The organism is Streptomyces chilikensis (assembly GCF_001642695.1).
Taxonomy (GTDB): Bacteria; Actinomycetota; Actinomycetes; order Streptomycetales; family Streptomycetaceae; genus Streptomyces; species Streptomyces chilikensis.
This window is the reverse complement of sequence record NZ_LWCC02000014.1, coordinates 1-6396: the sequence shown is the minus strand read 5'-3', so window position 1 is coordinate 6396 and position 6396 is coordinate 1. Positions and strand designations below refer to the sequence as shown.

Sequence of the window (6396 nt, the reverse complement as noted above, 5' to 3'; positions counted from 1 at the left end):
CCGGAGCGGGCAGGAATCAGCGCATCCATCCACCATCCCTCGGCCGAAGCACTGGTGTGCAGGTGACCGAGAGTGAAGAGGGGTTGTGCATGCTGGGACTGCGGCTCACGGTGGCCGAACCGGTCAGGCCGCTCGACGGCCCGCTCACGGCCCGGGAGGCCGTCCGGGCGGTCGAGGCGGAACTCGGAGGCGTCCTGGACCAGGCACTGGCCAGGGCGCGTGACACCGACCCGGTGTTCGCCCGCGACGTCGCCGACCGCCTCGCCGCGTTCGTGCGGCGCGGCGGCAAGCGGATGCGCGCGGCGTTCGTCTGGTGCGGATGGCGGGCCGCCGGCGGAACGGGCGACGTCACGCCCGTCCTGCGCACGGGCGCGGCCCTGGAACTGCTCCAGGCGTGCGCGCTGGTGCACGACGACGTGATGGACGGATCGGCGCTGCGGCGCGGAGGACCGGCCCTGCACGTGGAGTTCGAGGAGATGCGCCGCGAGGCGCCGCGGACGGCCGGCGCGCCCGGGTCGTTCGCCCTCTCCGCCGCCGTGCTCGCCGGCGACCTCGCCCTGGCCTGGGCGGACGACCTGATGGCGGAGACGGCGCTCGGCTCGCCGCACGGCCTGCGGCTGCTGCGCACCTGGCAGGCCATGCGGAGCGAGATGGTGGCCGGGCAGTACCGGGACGTCCGCGCCCAGGCCACCGCCGCGTCGGGCGTGGACGAGGCGCTGACCATCGCCACCCTCAAGAGCGCCCTGTACACCGTCGAACGCCCCCTCGCCCTGGGTGCGGCGCTGGCCGGAGCCGAAGGGCCCGCCCTGGACGCGCTGCGCTCCGCCGGGCGCTGCGCCGGGCTGGCCTTCCAGCTCCGCGACGACCTGCTCGGCGCGTTCGGCGACCCGGCACTGACCGGCAAGCCGGCCGACGAGGACCTGCGCACCCGCAAGCTGACCTGCCTGCTCGCCGTCGGACTCCGGCTCGCCGAGACCTCCGGCGACGCGGAGGCCGCCGCCGTGCTCGCCGCGGGGGCGCCGACCGGGACGGACGAGGACGTGCGGCGGATGCGCGCCGCGCTGACGCGGACCGGGGCGCGGGCCGCCGTCGAGTCGAGGATCGGGAAACTGGCCGTGACCGCCCTGCGGCACTTCCGGGCGACCGGCGCCGACCCGGCCGTGCGGCGGGAGTTCGCCGCGCTGGCCGGACGGGCCGCCGGCCTCCCCCTCGAGGACGCCGGGGAGGCGGCGTGAGGACGGTACCGGGTCCCACGGACCACGTCGTCGTGGTGGGCGCCGGGCTGTCCGGCCTCGCCTGCGCGCTCCACCTGCTCGGCGCGGGGCGCCGGGTCACGGTCGTCGAACGGGACGCCGGCCCCGGCGGCCGGGCGGGCCGCGCCGTTCTGGGCGGGTACGAGATCGACACCGGCCCCACCGTGCTCACCATGCCGCACCTGGCCGACGAGGCCTTCGCCGCGGTGGGCGACAGCCTCCGCGACCACGTGGAGCTGACCCCCCTGCACCCGGCCTACCGGGCGGCCTTCGCCGACGGCAGCGCGCTCGACGTCCACACCGACGGCGCGGCCATGGAGGACGAGGTCAGGCGGTTCGCCGGACCCGCCGAGGCGGACGGCTACCGCAGGCTGCGGGACTGGCTGGAGAGGCTGTACCGCGCCCAGATGCGGCGCTTCATCGACACCAACTTCGACTCGCCGTTCCAGCTGCTGCACCCCGACCTGGCCCGCCTGGCGGCCCTCGGCGGGTTCGGGCGCCTGGACCGCCGCATCGGCCGGTTCATCACCGACCCCCGGCTGCGCCGCGTCTTCTCCTTCCAGGCCCTGTACGCCGGGGTCGCCCCGGCCAGGGCCCTCGCGGCCTACGCGGTGATCGCCTACATGGACACCGTGGCGGGCGTCTGGTTCCCCAAGGGCGGCATGCACGCGCTGCCCCGCGGGATGGCGGCCGCCGCGGCGAAGGCGGGCGCCGACCTGCGCTGGTCGTCCGAGGTCACCGAGCTGGAACGCGCGGCCGGCCGGGTCCGCGCCGTGCGGCTGGCCTCCGGCGAGCGGATCGCCTGCGACGCCGTGGTGCTCACCTGCGAACTGCCCGCCGCGCACGGTCTCCTGGGGCGCACTCCCAAGCGCCCGGTGCGGCTGCGGCACTCGCCGTCCGCCGTGGTCCTGCACGCCGGGACGGACCGCACCTGGGACTCGCTGGCCCACCACACCCTGTCCTTCGGCCACGCCTGGGAGGACACCTTCGAGGAACTCACCCGCTCCGGACGGCTGATGAGCGACCCCTCCCTGCTCATCACCCGGCCCACCACGCACGATCCCGGCCTCGCGCCGCCCGGCCGGCACCTCCACTACGTCCTGGCGCCCTGCCCGAACACCGCCGTCGGCCCCTCCGCGGCCGAGTGGCGCGACCTGGGCCCCCGCTACCGGGACAGCCTGGTCGCCGAACTGGAGCGCCGCGGGCTGGACGGGTTCGCGGACAGCGTCCAGGAGGAGATGCTGGTGACGCCGCTCGACTGGACCGCGCAGGGACACGCGGCGGGCAGCCCCTTCTCCGTCTCCCACACCTTCGCCCAGACCGGCCCGTTCCGCCCGCGCAACCTGGTGCGCGGGGCGGAGAACGTGGTGCTCGCCGGCTGCGGCACCACCCCCGGCGTCGGAGTGCCCACGGTGCTCATCAGCGGCAAACTCGCCGCCGCGCGCGTCGCCGGCGGCACGCCCCGGGTGACGTCCGCGCACGTCCCCGCCGCACCGCGCGGCGGCCGGGCCGTCCCGCCGACCCCGGCAGGTGCCCATGACGCGCCGTGAACTGGACGCCGCGGGGATCACCGACCCCGCGCTGCGCGCCGCCTACACCCGCTGCCGCACGCTCAACGCCCGGCACGGCCGCACCTACTTCCTGGCCACCCGCCTCCTCCCCGTCGAACGCCGGTCCGCCGTGCACGCGCTGTACGGCTTCGCCCGGCGGGCCGACGACCTCGTGGACGACCTCGGCACCGCCGCGACGACCGAGGACCGCGACCGGGCGCTGCGCCGCCTCGAGGACGACCTCGCCCGGGCGCTGCGGACCGGCGAGGGGGACGACCCGGTGGTCAAGGCGGTCACCGACACCGCCGGGCGGTACGACATCGGGCACGCCCTGTTCGCCGACTTCCTCGCCTCGATGCGCAGCGACCTGCACGTCACCGACTACCCGACCTACGCCGACCTGCGGGCCTACATGCACGGCTCGGCCGCGGTGATCGGGCTGCAGGTGCTCCCGGTGCTCGGCACGGTGGGACCCCGTGAGGAGGCCGCCCCGTACGCGGCGGCCCTCGGGGAGGCGTTCCAGCTCACCAACTTCCTGCGGGACGTCGGCGAGGACCTGGACCGCGGACGGGTCTACCTGCCGGCCGACCTCCTCGCCGCCCACGGCGTGGACCGGCCGCTGCTGGAGTGGAGCCGCCGCACCGGCCGCACCGACCCGCGCGTCCGGGCCGCCATGGTCGCCGCCGAGGCGCTGACCAGGAAGGTCTACCGCGCGGCGGAACCCGGCATCGCGCTCCTCGACCCGCTGACCCGCCCCTGCGTGCGGGCCGCGTTCACCCTGTACGGCGGCATCCTCGACGTGATCGCCGCACAGGAGTACCGGGTGCTGCACCGCCGCGCCGTGGTGTCCGCCGGGCGACGCGCCGCCACCGCGGCCGCCGGACTGGCGGGCGTCGTCGGCGCGCGGGTCCGCGCCCGCACCGCACGCCGCGCACCCCGCCCGGGCGGCGCGGTGCTCCCTTCGAAAGGACCCGTGAGTTGAGCGACCGAGCGGACCGCGACGGCTGGACCTCCCCCCTGCGGCGCCGTCGCCGGTCGGACTGGGCCTCCCAGACGCCCACCTGGCGCGACGCGCGCCCCGGCCTGATCGCCGAGGCGCTGAAACGGGCGTCCGCCCGCCCCTCCGGCAACTGGTTCGTCGTCGGGTCCTCCCGCGCGGTGCGCGCGGGGGACCGCCCCTACGGCAGGACCGTCGGCGGGGTGGAGGTGGTGCTGTGGCGGTCGGACACCGGCGAGCTGCGCGCGGGCCCGGGCGTCTGCCCGCACCTCGGCGCTCCGCTGCGCGACAGCCGGGTGGTGTGCGGCACCCTGGTGTGCCACTGGCACGGCCTGGCGCTGAAGGGCGGGGCGGCCGCCGGGTGGGAGCCGTACCCGGTGCACGACGACGGGGTGCTGGTGTGGGTCCGGCTGGACGCGGTCGGCGGCGAGGAGCCCACGGACCGCCCCGTCGTCCCCGCGCGGCCGCAGGCGGGCAGCGGCGTGGACGCCGTGTACACCGCCGTCGGGCGGTGCGAGCCCGAGGACGTGGTCGCCAACCGGCTCGACCCCTGGCACGGCTCGTGGTTCCACCCCTACTCCTTCGTGGACCTCACCGTGGCCCGGCCGCCCCGGGGGGAGGACGACGACGCCTTCGTCGTCGACGTCTCCTTCCGGGTCACCGACCGCCTGGTGGTGCCGGTCCGCGCCGAGTTCACCGCTCCCGAGCCCCGCACCGTCGTCATGCACATCACCGAGGGGGAGGGGCGCACCTCGGTGGTGGAGACCCACGCCACCCCCCTGACGGCCGCGGACGACCCCCGGCCGCGGACCGCCGTCGTCGAGGCGGTGGTCGCCGCCTCGGACCGGCGCGGCTTCGCCCTCGCCCGGGCGGCCGCCCCCGTGCTGCGCCCCCTGATGCGGCGGACGGCCGGCCGCCTGTGGCGGGACGACCTCGCCTACGCCGAACGCCGCTGGGCGCTGCGCAGCACGGGCCGGTTCCCGGGCTGAGCGGTGCCCGCGCCCCCGGACGGAGGACCCGTCCGGGGGCGCGGCGGTCAGCGCCCGGCCAGCGCGCCCAGGGCCCGCAGCGCGGGGGAGCGGCCCGCCCGGGGAACCGTCCACAGCACCTGCCCCCGCACCCCCCAGCCGGCGAGCAGCGCGCCGGCCGCCAGGAACCCGGTGGTGGCGGCGCGCTCCATCAGGGCCACCGGCAGGTCGCAGCGGACGGCGTCGCCGGCCAGCGTCACCCGGGGGTGGGGCGTGCGCACGGCGGGCCGCCGGCGGTGGGAGCCGACCGGGAAGAAGGGACAGTCCGCCCGCCACTCGTGCCGGACGTCCACGACCCGGGCCGCGCGCGTCTCCGGGTAGACCCGGCGCAGACCGGCGAGCAGGCGGTCCTGCACCTCCTCGCGGTCCGCGCCGGCGGGAACGGCGTAGGCGTGCAGCTCCACCACCGAGCCGCCGGTGCGGGCGGCCCAGCGCGCCGCCTCCCCCTCGTAGCGGTCCAGGACGCTGACGTTGTCGAGGCCGTCGTAGCCGCTGGTGCCGAGGAAACCCGGGCGGTCGGCGCGCACCGGCCGGTCCAGCCACAGCCGGGAGACCAGGAAGGGCGGCGCGGTCCTCAGCGCGGCGACGTCCTCCCGCCAGGCCGGGGTGCCCAGGCCCGGCGACGCCCCCACCAGCGCGCGCAGCCCTCCGGGATCCAGGGCGAGCACCGCGGCCTCGTGACGCTCCGCCACGCCGTCGGCATCGATCTCGACCGCCCCGTCGTCGCCCGGCCGGACGCCGGATACCTCGGTGCCGGTGCGGACGCGCACCCCCAGGCCCCGGAGGTAGTCGCCGAGCGGTTCCCACAGCGCCTGCGGGAAGGGCTCGGACGGCACGTCGAACAGCAGCCCCTCGGAGGAGCCGAGGAAGTAGATGTGGAACATCAGGAGCAGCTCGGCCGCCGACAGTTCGCGCGGGTCGGCGAAGAAGCTGCGGGAGAACACCTCGAACGCCAGGTGGTGCGCGGCCTCCGGGAAGCGGACCCGCTCCAGGAAGGCCGTCGCGCTCATGGCGTCGAAGCGTTCGTAGACCTCGGGCACGCGGACGTCGAGGAGGGGCAGCGCGGCCCGGGCGTCCATGCCCGTCAGGTCGCGCCAGCCGAAGGTGGGGCTGAGGGCGACGAAGCCCAGGGCGCTGAACGGCGGGGTGCGCGGCACGCGGGCGAAACTGTCGGTGAGCCCGCCGCTGTGCCGCAGCGGGTAGTCGGGCAGCGGCCGCAGGCGCTCCAGCCCGGGGTCGGTCCGCCGCAGCAGGCCCCGCAGGTTGTAGTACTGGCGGAAGAAGGCGTGGAAGCCGCGGCTCATGGTCGCCTCGGACCCGTCGGCCAGGCGGGTGCGCCATCCCGCGAGACGGCCGCCCAGCGTCCCGTCCCGCTCGTACAGGGTCACCCGGGCGCCCCGCTCGGCCAGCAGGGTGGCCGCGGCGAGACCGGCGATGCCCCCGCCCACCACGGCGACGCCCGGCGCGTCGCCGGGTGCGAAGCGCTCCCGGCCCGGCGCCGGCATCAGGACCTCCGCCCTGCGGTCGCGGCCCCGCCGGGCGGCGCGCGGGCGGGCCCCCGGCGGACG

At 77.3% G+C, this 6396-nt stretch carries 5 protein-coding genes; 4 read left to right on the top strand and 1 reads right to left on the bottom strand.

Translation table 11 applies throughout. The features are described 5' to 3' along the window. The first annotated feature begins 89 nt into the window (after positions 1 to 89). From A2U95_RS20780 to A2U95_RS20765, 4 genes are read left to right on the top strand one after another with little or no spacing between them, the layout of a single operon-like run. Positions 90 to 1235 (top strand): polyprenyl synthetase family protein, encoded by a 1146-nt coding sequence (locus A2U95_RS20780; protein ID WP_166025543.1) that lies wholly within the window; start codon positions 90 to 92, stop codon positions 1233 to 1235. Beyond that, a complete protein-coding gene (locus A2U95_RS20775; RefSeq protein ID WP_166025542.1) occupies positions 1232 to 2803 on the top strand; it encodes a phytoene desaturase in 1572 nt (523 codons plus the stop codon). The genes A2U95_RS20780 and A2U95_RS20775 overlap by 4 nt, the downstream gene beginning before the upstream one ends. Continuing rightward, complete coding sequence (locus A2U95_RS20770; protein ID WP_166025541.1) at positions 2790 to 3785, top strand: phytoene/squalene synthase family protein; 996 nt, start codon at positions 2790 to 2792, stop codon at positions 3783 to 3785. Before A2U95_RS20775 ends, A2U95_RS20770 begins: the two co-directional genes overlap by 14 nt. After that, complete coding sequence (locus tag A2U95_RS20765) at positions 3782 to 4789, top strand: Rieske (2Fe-2S) protein (protein WP_166025540.1); 1008 nt, start codon at positions 3782 to 3784, stop codon at positions 4787 to 4789. The genes A2U95_RS20770 and A2U95_RS20765 overlap by 4 nt, the downstream gene beginning before the upstream one ends. Positions 4790 to 4836: 47 nt before the next feature. On the opposite strand, the gene A2U95_RS20760 is transcribed toward A2U95_RS20765, so the two are convergent. Beyond that, a partial coding sequence (locus A2U95_RS20760) for an FAD-dependent oxidoreductase (RefSeq protein ID WP_240957497.1) occupies positions 4837 to 6396 on the bottom strand: 1560 nt, incomplete at its 5' end.

Coding starts and splice junctions, on each gene's coding strand:
- A2U95_RS20770 (WP_166025541.1), top strand. CDS start 2,790: ATGACGCGCCGTGAACTGGACGCCGCGGGGATCACCGACCCCGCGCTG.
- A2U95_RS20780 (WP_166025543.1), top strand. CDS start 90: ATGCTGGGACTGCGGCTCACGGTGGCCGAACCGGTCAGGCCGCTCGAC.